A 16,397-nucleotide genomic window follows, 5' to 3' on the forward strand; every position below is an offset into this window, starting at 1 on the left:
CTTGGCAGCCGCCGGAGAAGGCCGCTCTCCGGACCTTCACCTCAAGATCATGCATCGCCGACTCGGGCGGCTGTAGCCGAGAGGTTTCACGCCAGCGGGGAAGGGCCTGGGGGTGAGCAACGTCGATCTCGTCTTCGCGCTGGCCGGTGCCGGCGCCCTGCTGGCCGCCGTCCTGCCCGGCGTGCTGCGCCGGCTGCCCTTCTCCCTCCCGCTCGTCTGCCTGCTCGGCGGCATGCTGCTGTTCTGGCTGCCGCTCCCGCTGTCGGCGCCCGACCCGGTCGCGCACCGCGTGGCGATCGAGCACGTCACCGAGATCTGCGTGGTCATCTCCCTGATGGGCGCCGGGCTGGCGCTCAACCGCAGGGTGGGTCTGCACCGCTGGTCGTCGACCTGGCGGCTGCTCGGCTGGACGATGCCGCTGACCATCGTCGCCGTGGCGCTGCTGGCGTCCTGGCTGCTGGGCTGGCCACCGGCGGCGGCGCTCCTGCTCGGCGCGGTGCTGGCGCCGACCGACCCGGTGCTGGCCTCCGACGTCCAGGTCGGCGAGCCGGTCGATGCGGAGAACGCCGACGACGAGGTCCGCTTCGCGCTCACGTCGGAGGCGGGGCTCAACGACGGCCTGGCCTTCCCCGTGGTCTACGCGGCCATCGCCCTCGCCACCGTCGGCGGGCTGGCGTGGGCGGGGGAGTGGGTGCTGACGGATGTGCTCTACCGGGTGGCGGCCGGGGTGGTCGGCGGGCTGCTCATCGGCCGCCTGCTCGGCCGGCTGTCCTTCCACGCCAGCACCGAGAAGTTGCGCCTGGCCGAGCACCGTGACGGGTTCGTCGCGGTGGCGGCCACCTTCCTCGCCTACGGGCTGACCGAGCTCGTGCAGGGCTACGGGTTCATCGCGGTGTTCGTGACGGCCTGCACCATCCGCAACGCCGAGCGCGACCACGGCTACAACGGCATCCTGCACGGCTTCATCGAGCAGGTCGAACGGCTGCTCACCGCCTGGCTGCTGCTCCTGCTCGGCGGTTTCGTCATCGCGGGAGGGCTGTCCGCGCTCACCTGGCGTGGCGCGGCCGTGTCCGTGCTGCTCCTGCTGGTCGTCCGGCCGCTGACCGGCTGGCTGGCCCAGCTCGGCGGCCCCGGAGGCCCGCGCGAACGAGCCGTCATCTCGTTCTACGGCATCCGCGGGATCGGCTCCCTCTACTACCTGGCCTACGCGCTGGGCCACGCCGACTTCGGCGTCCCTGCGGAGGAACTGTGGGCGATCGCCGCGTTCACCGTGCTCGCCTCGGTCGTGCTGCACGGGATCAGCGCGACGCAGGTCATGAGGTACATGGACCGGCTGCGCGGCACCCCCGAACCGAAGCCGGTGGGGGAAGGCCATGACTCCTGATCGGCCGGTCCCGCCGATTTAGGCATACCGATACTCAGGCGCCACCCCCCTGTCACAGCGCACGATGCCCTCCTGGCAGCACTCCAGGGGAGGACCACCGTGCGCGAAAGACATCCGACCAGAAGACCGCTGACCTTAGCCGCGATATTCGCGATGCTCCTGGCCCTGCTCCCGCTCGCCGCGCAACCGGCGGCGGCCGAGGCGCCCGGGATCAAGGTCACCTTCAAGATCGAGTACCTGCGGCAGATCGAGGACCCGGACAGCGGCGGCATCGGGGACGGCGACTACTTCCCCCGCGTCAAGATCGCCGACGGCCCGCTGCACCAGGGAGCCCGGATCGAGGACGACGAGTTCGAGCCGTTCGGCCTGCCGGAGACGCCGGGCGGCTGGACGTTCACCCAGGAGAACCTGCCGGGCGACAAGCCGACCGTCGACATCACCGTCACGCTCTGGGACTGGGACGACGGGCTCAACACCAACGACGACCGGATGGACATCAGCCCCAACAACGACGACCTGGAGCTGAACCTGGTCTTCGACCTGCGCTCCGGCACCCTCTCCGGCGACCAGCTCGTCTTCGGCGTCCCGTGCGTGAAGTCGAACGGGCAGCCGGCCAAGGGGGAGAGCTGCATCCAGGGCGACGGCGACCACGGCTTCCCTCGGGACAACGACGGCCGGATCACCCGGATCGGCATCACCGCCTCGGCCGAGATGCCGGACACCGACCTCGACGGTATCCCCGACCTGGTGGAGCTGTCCGGGATCAGGAACCAGGCGGGCACCGTACTCGCCGACCTGCCGGCCCTCGGGGCCGACCCGTGCCGGAAGACCGTCATCCTGCAGCTCGACTACATGGCCGACGTGAACCCCGCCACCCAGCACTCCCACCAGCCCAAGCCGGGCGCGATCACGCTGGCGCGCGACGTGCTGGACCGGGCGCCGTTCCCGGCGGCGAACCCGTGCCCATACGCGGGAACGCACCGCGCGGGCATCGACCTCATCTACCTCCAGGGCACGCAACTCGCCGAACAGGCGCAGCTCGGGCTCGACAGCAACGCCTACCGGAACGCGCGGAACGCGAACTTCCCCGCCGAGCTGGCCCGCTACGCGCACTACGGGATCTTCGCCCACGACCTGCAGGGCTCCCCGGGCACCTCCGGCCAGTGCTGCGAGCCGAACCGCGACAACAACAAGGACTTCATCGTCACCCTCGGCTCCTGGCGGACGATGTGCGTCGCCGACTTCACCCGTGACTACAACGGCGACGACACCCTGCAGACGACCGCGGCCGGCGACGACGTGACGACCGGGACGCAGATCCACGTCGGCGACAACCGCCGCTGCGACACCACCAGCGCCCACGCCACCGACGTCCAGGTGCTGACCCCCGGCACCGGAGCCGCCGACGCGAAGGTCGGCACCGACCAGGACCAGGCCGGCACGATCCTGCACGAGCTGTTCCACGCGATGGGCCTGCGGCACGGCGGCGACAACAACGACAACTTCAAGCCCAACTACCTGAGCCTCATGAACTACTTCTTCCAGACCGGCATCCCCAACAGCGCGCCGCCGCTGCTGGTGAACCAGATGCGCGACTGGAAGGTCGGCAACGTACGGCTGGGCCTGTCCGGCGGCGGCCTGGCGCAGCTCGACGAGAACAGGTTGAACGAGGCCGCCGGCATCGGCGACGGCACCGACTGGACGTTCTGGTGGACCGACAACGTCGCCAACCCGGCCAGCGGCTTCCGCCCGCTGCGCTCCGGCGCCGGCAACGGCCCGCTGAACTGGAACGACAACGCCACGGCCGGCACCAATATCCCGATCATCGACACCGCCACCGTCCCGGTGGACATCAACGCCGAGAACGGCCTGACCATCCTCAGGGACCACAACGACTGGCCCGCCGTCAAGTTCAGGGCGCAGTCGCCCGACCGGCTCGGCTGGGCGTGCAGCGGCTGGCCCGCCTCGGCTCCCACCTGCGCGGGCGCGGGCGAGAGCGTGGAGAAGGAACTGAGCTTCGACACCGTGATCCGCCAGGAGGTGGCCTTCTTCGCCGCCTACGACCCCGACCTCGCGGTGAAGAAGACCGTCGACAAGGCCGACGCCGAGCCGGGCGACACCCTCACCTACCAGGTACGGCTGGACAACATCGGCACCGGTGCGGCCAAGTCCATCGTGGTGAAGGACACCCCGCCGACCGGCGACGTCCAGACCAGGCAGGTCGGGCAGCTCGGCGCGGGCGGCACGGCGACCGAGACCTTCACCTACGTGATCCCGTGCACCGTCGAGGACGCCGCGGTCCTGACCAACAAGGCCCACGTGACCGCCACCGACCTGGCCGGCGGCGCCGAGGCCGCCACGGGCAACAACGTCGCGACCGCCGCGACCAAGGCCCATGCGCCCAAGCTCACCCTCGACAAGCGCGCGACCGCCACCGTCAACGCGGGCGAGGCGATCACGGTCGACCTCAAGGCGGCCAACGTCGGCAGCGCCAAGGCGACCGGCGCCGTCCTGACCGACACGCTGCCCAAGGAGGTCTACTACAGCCAGGCGCTCGACCAGGGCGCGGGCCCCAAGCCCTCCCAGGTCACCCGCAACGCCGACGGCACCACGACGCTCACCTGGACGCTCGGCGACCTCGCGGCCGGCGGCGACCGGCAGGTGCAGTTCACCGTACGGCCCAGCCTGCTGTTCACCGCGGGCGCCAAGCTCACCGACCAGGCGTCCCTCTCGTACGGCAACGCCCACGGCTGCACCTACGACCCGGTGACCGCGTCGGCCACGACCACGATCACCGAGGTCGCGCCCTCCCGCAACCCGCGTTCGCACGGCTACTGGAAGACCCACGCCGCCGAGCGCACCGCCGAACTGCGGGCCCGCATCCAGGCCACCTACCAGGGCTTCGACACCTCGGCCAGCGGGGCGCTCGACGACCCCGAGGCGCTCGCCGTCCTCTCCGCGGGCGGCCCGCAACCGGGTCCGGCCAAGTTCCAGCTCCTGGCCACGCTCTTCGACCTCGCCGCCCGCCACATCAACGCCGCCACCCGCATCGACAGCCCCCTCACCCGCCGCCTCGGCACAGCCACCGTCGGCGCCGCCGTCCGGTACGCCTTCGCCACGCTGGAGCTGCCGGTGAACAGCTCGTCGGCGCAGCGCTACTCGGACACGACGGCACTGCTGGACGAGATCGTCAACAACCGGAGCGAGGTGTACTGACCGTTTCTCGCGCCCGCCCATCCGGCTCCGGCCGGGTGGGCGGCGGCCCCGTGGCGAAGCAGCACCCGCCCGTCGGAGGCGCGGAAGGCGGCCACCCCCGCGCGCTCGCCTGGGTCAGAGGTGCTTCTTGTAGAACGGGATGAGGTGGTCCAGCGCCACCTTGACCGGCTCGGGCTGGTCGTAGAGATCGTAATGCGAGGCGCCCTCGACGACGACGAGTTCCTTGTCCTTGGAGGCGGCGCGGCCGTAGAGCTCCATGCCGGTGCGGTAGGAGCCGAAGGCGCCCGGCCGGTCGCCGATCACGATGCACAGCGGCTGGGTGAGCAGCACCTCGGCCCGGTCGAGGGCGTCCCAGCCGGCCAGCGCGGCTTGGCGCGAGAACAGGAAGCTGGTGGCGCCGTGCGGCTGGCGGCCTCGATCGGTCTTGTAGTACTCGGTCGCCTCACACAGGTCGATGTCGGTCAGACCGGCCTCCCTGGCGGCCTCCGGCGACGGGGGAAGCAGGTCGTTGACCACCCGGCCGGCACCGCGGGCCTCGGCCGTGCGCTGAGCGGCGATGGCCTCCAGCGCGCCCAGAGCGTCGTAGTTCACGAAACCCTCTCGCATCAGCCGGCCGACGTTGCCGGCGACGACGGTGCCGAGGGCCTTGATCCGGCGCTCGGTCATCGCGGCGCCGATGGCGTATCCGCCGCCGCCGCAGACGGCCAGGACCCCGATCCGGTTCTCGTCCACGTACGGCTGCGCGACCAGGTAGTCGATCACGTAGCTGAAGTCCTGCATCCGGAAGCCCGGGTCCTCGATGAACCGCGGTTCGCCGCCGCTGTCGCCCTGGAAGCTCGCGTCGAACGCGATCGCGACCATGCCCTCCTGCGCCAGCGCCGCGGCGTAGACGTTGCCCGCGGTCTGTTCCTTGCAGCTGCCGGTCGGGTGGGCGCTGATGACCGTGGCGTACTGCCGCTTGTCGTCGAATCCCGGCGGGAAGTAGATGTCCGCCGCGATGTCCCAGGCCAGCGCCTTGATACGGACCGACTTGGTGGTGGCGTTCGCCATTGTCGTCATCTCCTCCGTGGATGGAGCCGAGCGCGATCCCTGACGGGCGTTTCCCGCCGGGCGGTGCAGGGCTCACTACCGATAGTCCGGCAGCCGAGCTGGGGGAGGAAGAGAAAGCTTTATCCTAGGAAGAATCCTGCCCATGATATGGGCGCAGGCAGGGATCCTAGAATGGGTGCATGGCCACCACGTCGACGGCGCTGCAAGAGCTCGGCCGGTTCCTGCGCCGCCGGCGCGGCGAGCTTCAGCCGCACGACGTCGGGCTCGCGCCACGAAGGGGCGAACGGCGACGCGTCAGCGGGCTGCGCCGCGAGGAGGTCGCGCAACTGGCCGCCATCAGCGCCGACTACTACACCCGCATCGAGCAGGGCCGGCTCCCGCCCTCCGCGTCGGTCTTCGCCGCCCTCGTGCGAGTGCTGCGGCTGGACGAGGAGCAGTCCGACTATCTGCGCAGGCTCCTCGCCCGCACGGCATCGCCGCCGCCGGCTCCGGCGCGCGATCGCCGGCGGGGGCGCGGGCAGTCCGTCCGCCCGCAACTCACCCGCCTGCTCGGCCAACTCGATCGCGTGCCCGCCCTGGTGTTCGGACGGCATCTGGACATCCTGGCCTGGAACGACCTCGCCGCCGCCCTGCTGATCGACTTCGCGCACATCGCCGAGCGCGACCGCAACTACGTCCGCCTGGTCTTCACCGACCCGACGATGCGCGCCCGCTACCTCGAGTGGGAGCAGGTCGCCCGCACCTGCGTAGCGGTGCTCCGCATGAACGCCGCAGACAACCCCGCCGATCCGGCACTCTCCCGGCTCGTCGGCGACCTGTCGATCGCCTCGGCGGACTTCCGCCGGTGGTGGGCCGAGCGGCGGGTCGCCCACCAGAACTTCGGCACCAAGCTCGTCCGCCACCCCGTCGTCGGCGACATGGTCCTGGACTGGGACAGCTTCCAGCAGGTCGGCAACCCGGACCAGCAACTCATCATCTGGTCCGCTGAACCCGGCACGGAAGCCGAGGGACGACTCGCCGACCTGCGCACATCCCAGTGAGTGAAGGCGCCGGCTGAGAAGCTCAGGCCGGACGGCGCGTCACCCCACGTCGGTCAGATCCGCCTGGTAGCGGTACTCCCACGGCAGTCCCTCGTAGGCGCCGAAGCACGTGCTGTAGTCGGGATAGCAGATGAAGTGTTGGAGGCCCTTGCCGGCGTTCTCGGTGGTCATCCAGACGTTGACCTTGGTGGCCCCGCCGGGGACGTCCGCGTCGAGGGGAAGGGTCGCGGGGCCGGACTCGGTGCACCAGGTGCTGGAACTCTGCCGGTCCAGCCGCTTGCCGGAGTTGGCGATCCGGGCGTCCGCGTACACCCGCCGGCACCCGACCGCCTTGAAGGCTCCGGTGACGCTGACCGCGCGGTTGTACCAGGTGACCGTGCCCTTGTAGTAGCTCTGTCCGTATCGGATGGAGAAGGTGCTGGTGGGGTAGGCGGTGGCGCTGGCGGGCGCCGCCACGCAGATCGTCCCGATGACCGACACCACGGCGGCCATGACGGCGCCGGCCTTCCTCTTGCCGCTCTTCGCCCGCGTCATGTCCTTCAGCTTCACCATGACCACCACTCCCTGCTTCTGCCGGCCTCGGTGCCGTTGTTCGGCGACCCCACTCAACTCCGCGCCGACCGGGCGCCGCAAAGCATTCGAGCCGGTTCGAATCCACCACGACGACTGCTAGCGTCGGGCGGTGCTCGTGCTGCGGTTGGATGCCGACACGGTGTCCAGGACCCGGTTGTCGCCCTCTCCGGCGGCGGAGTCGGTGGCCTGGCTGAAGCTCGCCGCGGGGTCGAGGCGGCATCCGGTGTTCGGGGATCCCGGGCCACTCGCCCGCGCGTCTCTCGCCCACCCGGACGTCGCCCTGCTCGCGGAGCTGCTGCCGCAGAACGGCGACACCTACACGCCCGACCTGCTGACCCCGCAGCCAGGGACGGACGCGCAGGGTCATGGCCTGCTTGACGAGCAGGTCGCGCGGATCGAGGCCACGGCGCAGGACGAGCTCGAGACCCAGGTCTTCACCCACACCCGGACCCACTGGAGCAGGCCCCTGCGGGCCGTGACCCGCCGGATCGCCGAGTCCGGGCGGATGCAGCGGCGTCTCGCCAACGGGCTCGCCCGGTTCTGGCGGGACACCCTCGCCGACGGCTGGCCCCGGCTGCGCTCGATCATGGATCAGGACATCGCCCACCGTGCGACCGCCATCGCCACCTACGGCGTCGGCCGAGTGCTCGGAGCGCTTCACCCCGACATCGAGTGGACCGGTGACGCGGTCACCCTCGCCAAGTCCTGGGACGGCGAGATCGACGTCACCGGCCGGGACCTGGTCCTGGTCCCGGGCGTGCTCAACTGGCCCCACGTCGTCATCCAGGTCGATGTCCCCGGCCAGTTCGTCCTCTACTACCCCGCCCAGCGGGTGGGCGCCGGCCGGGACCGCGGCTTCGGAGGGATCGCCCAAGTGGTCGGGAACGCCCGCGCGGCCCTGCTGGCGGACCTCGAAACCGCCCGGTCGACCGCGGAGCTCGCCACCCGGACGGGATACAGCCCGGGCACCGTCTCCTACCACCTCGGCGCACTGCACCGCGCCCGCCTCGTCACCAAGGTCAGGGACGGGCGCTACGTGTTGTACCAGCGGACCGCACAGGCCGCCCGCCTTCTGGAAGAGCGATGAGCCGCCCAGCCACTTACTACCTGAAAGAGTGGCGTACACTTCAAAAACAGGAAGTCTGCGGTTAAGGTCGAGAACCTCAGGGTGAGCCCCTGCTTCGCTCGAAAGGAACCGCATGACCACCTTCGTTCTCGTGCACGGCGCCTGGCACGGCCCCTGGGCCTGGGAGCGCCTCACCCCGCTCCTGCACCAGGCCGGAACGCGCACCCTGGCCCCCGCCCTCACCCTGGACGGCGACGCCGGCCTGACCACCCATGTCGATGAGGTCCTCACCTGTCTGGACGGCGCCGCAACCGGCGGTGACGACGTGGTGCTGGTCGGGCACAGCTACGCGGGCCTGGTCGTCCGGCAGGCCGCCGACCGGCGACCCGATCTGGTGAACCACGTCGTCCTGGTCGACGGCTGGGCCGGTGGGGACGGCGCGAGCATGTTCGGCCTGGCGCCCGACGCCTTCGTCAAGGCGATCCGCGCCGCCGCCGACGCCCACGGGGACGGCCGTCTCATCCCGGCCCCGCCCCCGGTGAGCTTCGGCGTCACCGGCCCCGACGACACGCGCTGGCTCGCCCCCCGTCTGCGGCCGCACCCTCTGCGGACCTTCACCGAGGCGACCCGGCTGAGCGGAGCCGTCGACCGGATCCCCGGCACCGCCCTCTACTGCCGGCCGCAGACCTACCCCTTCGACCGGTTCGCCGAGGAGCTCGGCTACCGGACCGTGCCTGTGGACGGCCCGCACGACGTGATGCTGACCCACCCGCAGCAGTTGGCCGAGCTGCTGCTGGATCAGTTCAATAACCAGAAGCGCTGAGTTTATGATGCAGAAGTGGAACAGCGGAACTACAACCAGTACTGCGCGACCGCGCGCACCCTCGACCTCGTGGGCGAACGGTGGACGCTCTTGCTGATCCGTGAACTGCTGACCGGCCCCAAGCGCTTCAGCGACCTGCAACAGAGCCTGCGGGGCCTGGGCACCGGCCTGCTGGCGGCCCGGCTGAAACACCTCGAACGCGAAGGACTGGCCCGCAAGGTCACCCTCCCGCCGCCGGCCCGCACCCCCGCATACGCCCTCACCCCGGCCGGGGTGGACCTCGAACCGGTGGTGATGGCGCTGGCCCGGTGGGGGCTGACCTGGGCCATGGACGAACCCCGCGAGCAAGAGGCCTTCCACCCCGGCTGGGCCGTACTCGGCCTGAAGGCCTGCTTCGACGCCGAGGCCGCCGCCGGGCTGAAGGCGCTGTACGAGTTCCGCGTGGAGGAGGAGGTCTTCCACGCGCGCATCGACGACGGCACCATCGAAACCGTGCACGGCCCGGCCCAGCACCCCGACGTGGTCATCACGACCGGCCGGGAGACCTTCCGCGACCTCGCCGCCAGCAGGTCGACCCTCGAAGCGGCGATCAGCAGCGGCGCGGCCTCCGCCTCCGGCGACCGGCAAGCCCTGCGCCGGCTCCACCGGCTGTTCCGCCTGCCGTACCCGCGAACCCGGTCCCCGGCTCCGGCCTCCGCGTCATGACGCGGAGGCCGGCATCAAGATCCACGGGCTGTCAACCCTGACGTTCGTCCAATCCCGGCCCTGCCGTTCGACCAAGGTGCCTGGATGCTGCCGTTCCTATGGTCGGGGGCCATGAGAACTGACTCCTGGAATGTCGGTCGCCGGCTGCTGGGCTCGACGGTGTTGCTGGGTGCGGGGGCGGGAGCCGTCACCTGGCTTGCTCCGGGCGGGTTGGGCGAGGCCGGTCCGGTGAAGGTCGTGGGCGGGGCGTCGGCCTCCGCGTACCGAGAGGTGACCGGGGCGATGGCCGACGCGCCGGCATGGGTGGGCACGGTGCTGGAGGTGGCCACGGAGGGCACCCTCGTGGTTCTCGGGCTGCTGCTCGTCCTGGTCTGGTGGCTTGCCGTCCGCCGCAAGGACGCCCACGGGGTCGGCGCCACTGTCCTGATCGGTATCGGCACCGTCGCCGCCTACGGGATCAGTGAGGCGGTGAAGCTGGTGGTGGACGAGGAGCGGCCCTGTCGCGTGGTGCGGGGAGCGGCGGCGATCGCGGAATGTCCCACGGTGGGGGATTGGTCGTTCCCGAGCAACCATGCCGCGCTGGCCGCCGGGCTCGCGGTCGGGCTGGCCGTACTGCGTCCCCGCCTCGCCGCGGTGACCCTGCCGGTGGCCGCGGCGGCGGCGCTGCTGCGGGTCATGGTGGGGGTCCACTACCCGCACGACGTGCTCGCCGGCGCGATCCTCGCCGCCACCGTGGTGGTGGCGGTACTGCTCGCGTTCACGCCGCAGGGGGCGCGGCTGGTGTCACCGCTGCTCGGCCGCCTGAGCGGGGACGATTCCGGCCTCGTGCGCCACCACGGCCGCCGCCGCCCGGTTGTCGACGGCCAGGCGGGCCAGGATTGAGCTGACGTGGGCTTTGACCGTCCCCTCCACCACGTGCAGCCGGCGGGCGATCTGGCCGTTGGACAGCCCGCCGCCGAGGAAGGCCAGCACCTCGCGTTCCCGGGCGGTGAGCGCCTCGATCCGCTTGCGGGCGGTGTCGCGCCGGCCGGCCAGGGCTCCCGCGCTGGTCGCCGCGAGATGGGCGACCACCCGGGCGGCGACCTTCGGTGACAGGTACGCCGCACCGTCGGCCACCGCGCGGACTCCCGCGATCAGTTCCTCGGGCTCACCGGACTTGATCAGGAACCCCGCGGCTCCGCCGCCGAGCGCTTGCAGGATGTAGTCGTCCTCGCCGAACGTCGTCAGGATGACCACACCGGTGGCCGGAACCGTCCTGCGGATCTCCGCGGCGGCTTCGATGCCGCTGAGTCTCGGCATGCGGATGTCGAGCACGGCCACCTGAGGGCGGTGGCGCTGCACCAGTTCCACCGCCTCGTGGCCGTCGGCGGCCTCGGCGACGATCGTGAGCTCCGGGTCAGCGGACAGTACGGCCCGCACGCCCGCGCGGATCATCGGCTCGTCGTCGGCGATCAGCACGCGGATCATCGGACGCTCACGCGGCGAGCACGTCCGCGGACACCAGCTTGCCCGCCCGGAAGCACAGCCGGTAGGCGTCCCCGGACCGGTCGTCGAAAGGATCGGCGGTCATCGCGTAGTACTCGCACGTCATGCCCTGTTCTGCTGATTCTGCGGCCCCTGGTCGATGGGCCGTCTGCTGGTCCGGCAGATACCGCCCCACCTCGGAACGATCCTGCCCGATCCGCAGGGCGGCGTAGTGCTCCGGAGCCAGCACCGACTGCCCCGCCGTCAGCATCTCCCGCCCTCGCAGGACCCCGCCGAGCAGCGCGCCCGTCACCAGGGGCAGCAGGAACGCGGCGGTCAGGGTGCGGCCGAGCCGGCGGCGGGCGCGCCGGTGCGCCTGCGGTACGGCACCGCCCGCGGCGGGCGACGCGAGACCGGGGAGGTGCGGCGATGGCGCCGCAGGGGTGTGCGGGAGCCGGGCTCGGACGGCGAAGCCACTGCCCGAGGGACCGTAGGTGAGGGAGCCACCGGCCAGCCGGACGCGTTCGTTCAGGCCGATGAGGCCGCGGCCCCCGCCCCGGGACGGGAACTCGACGATGTCCGCGGGGCCGTTCTCGACCAGGACCTCGGTCTCCGTGGCCGTGTGCCGGACCTGGACGGCCGCTGCCGCACCGGGCGCGTGCTTGGCGACGTTGGTCAGCGCCTCCTGCACGATGCGGTGCGCGGCCCGTTCGACCACCGGCGGCAGATCGCCCCTCTCGCCCTCGACGGACAACGTGACCGCGAGGCCGGACGCGGACGCCTTGCCGACCAGGTCCGCGAGGTCGGCGCCGACCGGCTGGGCCGGAGCCCCGTCCGTCTCCTCGCGCAGGATGCCGATCACCTCACCGAGGCGCTCCACGGCGCCCCCCGCCCTCGCCCTGATGTCCGCCGCGGACGCCCGGTGCGCCTCCGGCAGATCGGGCGCGAGCTTCATGGCGGCGGCCGACAGGGCGATCAGGCTGAGATCGTGGCCCAGGACGTCGTGCATGTCCTGGGCGATCCGGGTCCGCTCACGCAACCGGGCCTGCTCGGCGACGAGCCGCTGCTCCCGTTCCAGATGCTCGGCCCGCTCCCAGCCGGCCCGGACGAGTTCCCGGTACTGGCGCCGGAACCGGCCCGCGAACCAGGGCAGCATGCCGGCCCCCACCACCACCGCCACGAACCGGCCCCCCAGCCCGATCCAGGAAGGGAACACCGAGACCGCCACCACGACGACCGCGAGCACCGCGACCAGCACGAGCGCCGCCGACCGGGCCCGCCCGGACCGCGACCCCGCCACGAACGCGGCGACCGCGGTCGGCACGGCCCACCACAGGCTGATGACGCTCAGACCCGCGGCCACCGTGGCCACCGCGCTCAGCACGGGCGGCCACCACCCTCCAGCGTGCTCGGTTCTCGCTCTTTCCACGACGGTGACGATACGCAGAGCCGTGGAGCACCGGCACCGCCGAAAGTCCCATACGCAGCGCCAGGAAACCGGGATCAGGCGCTCGGGCGGTGTCCGGGGCTCAGATGGCCGAGGATCAGGCGCGCCACTTCGTCCGGAGCCTCCAGGTGCATGTCGTGGCCGGTGGCCAGGTCGGCGAGGGACAGCAGCGGGGTCTGCGCGGCGGCTGCCCTCAGTTCGCGAGCGAAGCCGCGGACGTAGGCGTCGAAGGCCGCCGAGACGGCCGGAGGCAGCATCGCACTCAGGTCCGAGCCGCTGGAGGAGACCACGAGGAGGGGGCAGCGGGCCGCCCGGTAGACGGCGACGAGGTCGAGCGCGTCCATCTGCGCGATGAAATGGGTCATCTCCGGATCGCCCGCCGTCTGTTCGGCGAGGAACGCCCGCATGGTGTGCTCGGCTTCGACGGGGTCGACTCCGTCGAAGGGCCCGGTGGGGTTGGTGTGCCCGTCCAGATTGACGGCGAGCGGGCAGTCGGGGTGCTCTGAGGCCCACAGGGCCGCGACGATGCCGCCCAGCGAGTGCCCGACCACGGCGGGACGCTCCAGTTCGTGGGCCTGGATCGCCTCACCCACGGACTCGACGGCTCCGGCCCAGGACCACGAGCCCAGATCCGGCAACTCGACCGCAACGGTGCGTAGCCCCGCCGCCTCCAGCAGGGGTGCGGCGAGCCGCCAGTCCGTGGACGTCCGGCCACCGCCGGGCAACAGCAGAATCTCCGTCACCGTGGCACCCTCTCGGCCCGGCGGCCGGCCCGGCAACCTGATTTCGGCCTTCGGCTGCTGGTCATCCGTCTGTGGCCGGGCTTCGGCCGGGGTGGTCGGTGAGGCCGCGTCCGGTGGCTGCCATCGCCGCCAGCAGCACCGCTTCGCCTAGGTTGCCGAGGATGGGTACGGCGACGGCGGCTCCGGCCGAGGTGAGGAGGGCGATCGCCCCCAGGGCCAGCCAGGGCCGGCGCCGCCGTCGCCAGATGGCGAGGCCGGCGGCCAGGAGCGCCACGGTGGTGACGAGCGCGGCCACGGGAGGTCCGCCCGGCTCTGCGTCGACGTAGCGCAGGGTGTCCAGCCAGTGCCGGGGCTCCAGCCGCAGCCCGCTGAGGGCCACGACGTCGAAGGTGATCAGCACCCCGGCCACCACCCACGCCGATACGGCGAGGCCCCGCCGCGCCACCCAGGCCAGCATCCGGGCTGGGACGCCGAGGTCCCGCCGCTCCACCCCCTCCACGACCCGGGCCGGGTCGGTAGGGTCCCGCTGGTCCGCCCCGTCCACGACCCCGGCCGGTACGGCGGGACCCCGCCGCTCCACCCCCTCCACGACCCGGGCTGGGACGGTGAGGTCCCGCTGGTCCTTCCCATCCGAGACTCCGGCCGGTACGGCGGGGCGGTGTCGTGCCAGGGTTGCGGCGTGCACGATGAGGAGCGGCGTGAGCACCGCGTGCAGGGCGAAACGGCCGACGCTGAGTGCCTCGAGGGCCGGCCCCTCGCCGAGGAGCCGGCCGGACGCGATGATCGCCGAGTCGGCGGCGATCCCCAGCCCGACCGCCGCCGGAAGCCACAGCCCGGATCGCGCCAGCCGTACGGAAAGCGCGATCTGGACCAGCGCCAGCCCGGCGTAGAGGGCGGAGATCACGGCTCGTGGTCGACGACGGCGCGAGCGGCCAGCCGCGGCCGGAGCCAGGCGGCCACCTCGAGGTGCGCGGGATGCTCCTGGTAACCGCGCAGGGCCTCGGGCGAGGCATGGACGGTGATCAGGCACAGGTCGTAGGAGACCGGCGTGCCGAGCGTGTCCAGTCCGACGGTGAGGTCCTCGATCTGCTCGACGCGGCCGTTCAGCCCGTCGAGGAGTTCCTTGGCCTTGGGCGCGTCGGCGGGATCGGCGAACTTCATCAGGACCACGTGGTGCAGCACGTCAGCCTCGCTCGTGGACGACGGTGACGAGCGGGTCGGCGGCGTCGCCGAAGCCGTGGACGTAGGCCGCGGCCAACGGGTCGCCCAGGCCGGCCCGCAGGAACAGGGCACTCCACTTGGCGGCGGCGTCGATGCTGTCGTCCTGGGAGAGCGTCTGCGGCACCGGGTCGGGGCGGGCACCGGGCGGGGTCTGGGTGTCGGTCAGGCCGAAGTGGTTGGCTCCGTGCACGGTTACGTAAGCCTTGGGCGGTGCGGCGAGCGCGTCGTAGGTGGCCCGCGCGGTGGCGGGGAGGTTGACGCCGTCGGCGTCGCCCTGCACGAGGGCCACCGGCACACCGGCGTTGGCGATGGGGACGCCCGTGCTCGCGCCGTAGAAGGCGGCGGCGCGCAGGGCGGCGGGGCGCTGGTAGACGGGGCCGAAGCAGAACGGCGGGGTGCAGGCGTTGCCGAGGGAGAACAGGCCGGCGGCGCCGCCGAAGGAGTGCCCGAGCAGTACCAGGCGGCCGGGGTCGAGACGCCCGGCGAAGGGGGAGCCCGCGCGGGTGTTCTCCGCGGTGGCCCAGTCCACGGTGGCCTGCAGTTGGAGGCTCTCGGGGAAGAGCCCGGTGACCGGTCCGACGGCGCGGCGGTGGTCGGGCACCGCCACGGCGAAGCCGAAACCGGCGACGGTTTTGGCGAAGCGGGTGTAGCTCTCCTTCGGCACGTTGCCGCCCTGGAGCAGCAGCGCGACCGGGAGGGGGCCGCGGCCGGGAGGCAGGTGGACGGTGGCGGGGTCGGCTCCGATGTGCGTTTCGTGGCTGCTCACCCAGCCGGGCGTGGCGGCCTGCGCCGGGGGTGCCACCGCCAGGACGGCGACCGCGGCCACCCCGGCGACGCCCAGCCGCCTCAAAAAGGCCAGCCACCCAGAAAGGGCCGGCCGCCTCAAAAAGGCCAGCCGTCCCGAAAAGGCTGGCCGCCGCAAGATGGCCGGCCGTCCGAAAGAGGCGGGCCGTCTCAGGAAGGTCATGATGATTGTTCTCCGATCGTGGCGGGAACCGGTGAGGCGGCGCGCAGCCGCCAGACGGCCACGGCGAAGGCCGTCCAGATGAGCGTGTTGAGCGACTCCTCGACCCACTGCAGGGCGATCGGCTGCTCGGGGCGCGAGGCGAGCAGCCCCATCGCGTAGGTGCCGAGGAGGTTGAAGCCGAACAGGAGCCGCCCGGCGAGCTGCCGCGACAGCAGCAGCAGGCGGATGGAGAGGATGGTCGCGCAGACCGTCGTGACCACCAGCAGGGGCCACACGCCCCCGGTGGCGGCCGCGGCGGCCAATCCGGCCAGGGTGAAGCCCGCGAACGCCCACAGCGGCGCCCCGGGACGAAGCACCGCCCAGGCCAGCAGCGCGAACCCGGGCGCGAACAGGTAGAACTGCGCCCCGGACAGCAGGGCGACATCGGGCCCGCCGACGGCGACCAGCAGCTTCCACAGCGCCTTCAGCGCGCCGCCGAGGACGACGAGCGTGCCGCCCAGGCCGCCCGCCGCGCGAGCGGGTCCGGCGAGCAGCGGCACCAGCAGGACGACGCCCGCCGCCATGGCGAGCACCGGCAGGAAGTCGACGAGAGCCAGGGAGAGGGGGTAGTCCATGAGACCTCCCGGATGGAAACGATGTTTCCAAAATAGCCGCGCGGGCCGTTGACGGGAAACGGCGTTTCCATAACGATGTGCGGC

Annotated in this window: 16 protein-coding genes; 7 read left to right on the forward strand and 9 right to left on the reverse strand. The window is 71.9% G+C overall.

The annotated features are described in order from the left end of the window. The first annotated feature begins 112 nt into the window (after positions 1–112). Complete coding sequence (locus ACIBG7_RS34195) at positions 113–1,384, forward strand: cation:proton antiporter (protein WP_397338872.1); 1,272 nt, start codon at positions 113–115, stop codon at positions 1,382–1,384. 99 nt (positions 1,385–1,483) lie between these two features. Further along, complete coding sequence (locus tag ACIBG7_RS34200) at positions 1,484–4,600, forward strand: CARDB domain-containing protein (RefSeq protein ID WP_397338873.1); 3,117 nt, start codon at positions 1,484–1,486, stop codon at positions 4,598–4,600. Positions 4,601–4,714: 114 nt separating this feature from the next. On the opposite strand, the gene ACIBG7_RS34205 is transcribed toward ACIBG7_RS34200, so the two are convergent. Further along, positions 4,715–5,659: an alpha/beta hydrolase gene (locus tag ACIBG7_RS34205; protein ID WP_397338874.1), complete on the reverse strand. Its 945-nt coding sequence runs from the start codon at positions 5,657–5,659 to the stop codon at positions 4,715–4,717. Positions 5,660–5,829: 170 nt separating this feature from the next. Here ACIBG7_RS34205 and ACIBG7_RS34210 point away from each other — a divergent pair, with 170 nt between their 5' ends. Further along, positions 5,830–6,690, forward strand: a complete 861-nt coding sequence (locus ACIBG7_RS34210; protein WP_397338875.1) for a helix-turn-helix domain-containing protein — start codon at positions 5,830–5,832, stop codon at positions 6,688–6,690. 39 nt (positions 6,691–6,729) lie between these two features. Here the strand turns inward: ACIBG7_RS34210 and ACIBG7_RS34215 are convergent, their stop codons facing one another. Further along, positions 6,730–7,242 carry a hypothetical protein gene (locus ACIBG7_RS34215; RefSeq protein WP_397338876.1) on the reverse strand — a complete coding sequence of 171 codons (513 nt, stop codon included), beginning with the start codon at positions 7,240–7,242 and terminating at the stop codon, positions 6,730–6,732. Between the two features lie 130 nt (positions 7,243–7,372). On the opposite strand from ACIBG7_RS34215, the gene ACIBG7_RS34220 reads away from it, so the two are divergent. From ACIBG7_RS34220 to ACIBG7_RS34235, 4 genes are all read left to right on the forward strand, one after another. Next, on the forward strand, positions 7,373–8,350 hold the full coding sequence (locus tag ACIBG7_RS34220) for a DUF5937 family protein (protein ID WP_397338877.1): 978 nt from the start codon (positions 7,373–7,375) through the stop codon (positions 8,348–8,350). Between the two features lie 112 nt (positions 8,351–8,462). After that, entirely contained in the window at positions 8,463–9,152 is a 690-nt protein-coding gene (locus ACIBG7_RS34225) for an alpha/beta fold hydrolase (protein WP_357925805.1), read from the forward strand. 15 nt (positions 9,153–9,167) lie between these two features. Next, positions 9,168–9,857 carry a helix-turn-helix domain-containing protein gene (locus ACIBG7_RS34230; RefSeq protein ID WP_357925808.1) on the forward strand — a complete coding sequence of 230 codons (690 nt, stop codon included), beginning with the start codon at positions 9,168–9,170 and terminating at the stop codon, positions 9,855–9,857. Between the two features lie 111 nt (positions 9,858–9,968). Further along, complete coding sequence (locus tag ACIBG7_RS34235; RefSeq protein ID WP_397338878.1) at positions 9,969–10,739, forward strand: phosphatase PAP2 family protein; 771 nt, start codon at positions 9,969–9,971, stop codon at positions 10,737–10,739. Here ACIBG7_RS34235 and ACIBG7_RS34240 read toward each other — a convergent pair. The 7 genes from ACIBG7_RS34240 to ACIBG7_RS34270 form a co-directional block, all read right to left on the reverse strand. Then, positions 10,641–11,324: a response regulator gene (locus ACIBG7_RS34240; RefSeq protein WP_397338879.1), complete on the reverse strand. Its 684-nt coding sequence runs from the start codon at positions 11,322–11,324 to the stop codon at positions 10,641–10,643. The genes ACIBG7_RS34235 and ACIBG7_RS34240 overlap by 99 nt on opposite strands. A gap of 7 nt (positions 11,325–11,331) precedes the next feature. After that, positions 11,332–12,750 (reverse strand): sensor histidine kinase, encoded by a 1,419-nt coding sequence (locus ACIBG7_RS34245; RefSeq protein ID WP_397338880.1) that lies wholly within the window; start codon positions 12,748–12,750, stop codon positions 11,332–11,334. A 74-nt stretch (positions 12,751–12,824) separates the two neighbouring features. After that, positions 12,825–13,511, reverse strand: coding sequence for an alpha/beta fold hydrolase (locus ACIBG7_RS34250; RefSeq protein ID WP_397338881.1), 687 nt, complete (start codon positions 13,509–13,511; stop codon positions 12,825–12,827). Positions 13,512–13,572: 61 nt separating this feature from the next. Continuing rightward, a complete protein-coding gene (locus ACIBG7_RS34255; RefSeq protein WP_397338882.1) occupies positions 13,573–14,415 on the reverse strand; it encodes a hypothetical protein in 843 nt (280 codons plus the stop codon). Beyond that, positions 14,412–14,693, reverse strand: coding sequence for a Dabb family protein (locus ACIBG7_RS34260; RefSeq protein WP_357925820.1), 282 nt, complete (start codon positions 14,691–14,693; stop codon positions 14,412–14,414). The genes ACIBG7_RS34255 and ACIBG7_RS34260 overlap by 4 nt, the downstream gene beginning before the upstream one ends. A gap of 1 nt (position 14,694) precedes the next feature. After that, positions 14,695–15,582, reverse strand: coding sequence for an alpha/beta hydrolase family protein (locus ACIBG7_RS34265; protein WP_397338883.1), 888 nt, complete (start codon positions 15,580–15,582; stop codon positions 14,695–14,697). A 113-nt stretch (positions 15,583–15,695) separates the two neighbouring features. Then, positions 15,696–16,313 carry a hypothetical protein gene (locus ACIBG7_RS34270; RefSeq protein WP_397338884.1) on the reverse strand — a complete coding sequence of 206 codons (618 nt, stop codon included), beginning with the start codon at positions 16,311–16,313 and terminating at the stop codon, positions 15,696–15,698. Positions 16,314–16,397 lie beyond the last annotated feature (84 nt).

The sequence above is a fragment of the Nonomuraea sp. NPDC050328 genome, from assembly GCF_044459405.1.
Lineage (GTDB): Bacteria > Actinomycetota > Actinomycetes > Streptosporangiales > Streptosporangiaceae > Nonomuraea.

Coding starts and splice junctions, on each gene's coding strand:
- ACIBG7_RS34205 (WP_397338874.1), bottom strand. CDS start 5,659: ATGACGACAATGGCGAACGCCACCACCAAGTCGGTCCGTATCAAGGCG.
- ACIBG7_RS34210 (WP_397338875.1), top strand. CDS start 5,830: ATGGCCACCACGTCGACGGCGCTGCAAGAGCTCGGCCGGTTCCTGCGC.
- ACIBG7_RS34215 (WP_397338876.1), bottom strand. CDS start 7,242: ATGGTGAAGCTGAAGGACATGACGCGGGCGAAGAGCGGCAAGAGGAAG.
- ACIBG7_RS34225 (WP_357925805.1), top strand. CDS start 8,463: ATGACCACCTTCGTTCTCGTGCACGGCGCCTGGCACGGCCCCTGGGCC.
- ACIBG7_RS34235 (WP_397338878.1), top strand. CDS start 9,969: ATGAGAACTGACTCCTGGAATGTCGGTCGCCGGCTGCTGGGCTCGACG.
- ACIBG7_RS34240 (WP_397338879.1), bottom strand. CDS start 11,324: ATGATCCGCGTGCTGATCGCCGACGACGAGCCGATGATCCGCGCGGGC.
- ACIBG7_RS34270 (WP_397338884.1), bottom strand. CDS start 16,313: ATGGACTACCCCCTCTCCCTGGCTCTCGTCGACTTCCTGCCGGTGCTC.